The sequence below is a fragment of the Oleiphilus sp. HI0123 genome (genome assembly GCF_001635315.1).
In genome coordinates, this window is sequence record NZ_LWGE01000838.1 from 1 (window position 1) to 301 (window position 301).

1 protein-coding gene is annotated in these 301 nt (G+C 45.2%); it reads right to left on the minus strand.

The features are described 5' to 3' along the window. A partial coding sequence (locus A3761_RS07310; RefSeq protein WP_156491713.1) for a hypothetical protein occupies positions 1-301 on the minus strand: 301 nt, incomplete at both ends.

Below are 301 nucleotides of genomic sequence, written 5' to 3' on the forward strand. Positions count from 1 at the left end.
TCGGTTAATAACTATTTCTTCTAGGTTGATGTCATTTATAGAGATCACTTGGCCACGCCGGATACCCCCCGTTGCGACAACTGTATGAGCGTAAAGGTCGAATTCTGAGCCAATATAGAGTTTCCAAGGTTTAAGACCTTCGCAGCGAATCTCGATTGTTATTCGGTTTTGTGTGAGAGGAGGGCGATTCAGCTTAAGTTGTGGCTGCTCGCTACATGTTTTGTTTTTGTGGTATGGATCAATATTGCCGACCCTGTATTCTGTGCGGTAACCTTTGTCCGCATAATCAGCGGCTAACTGC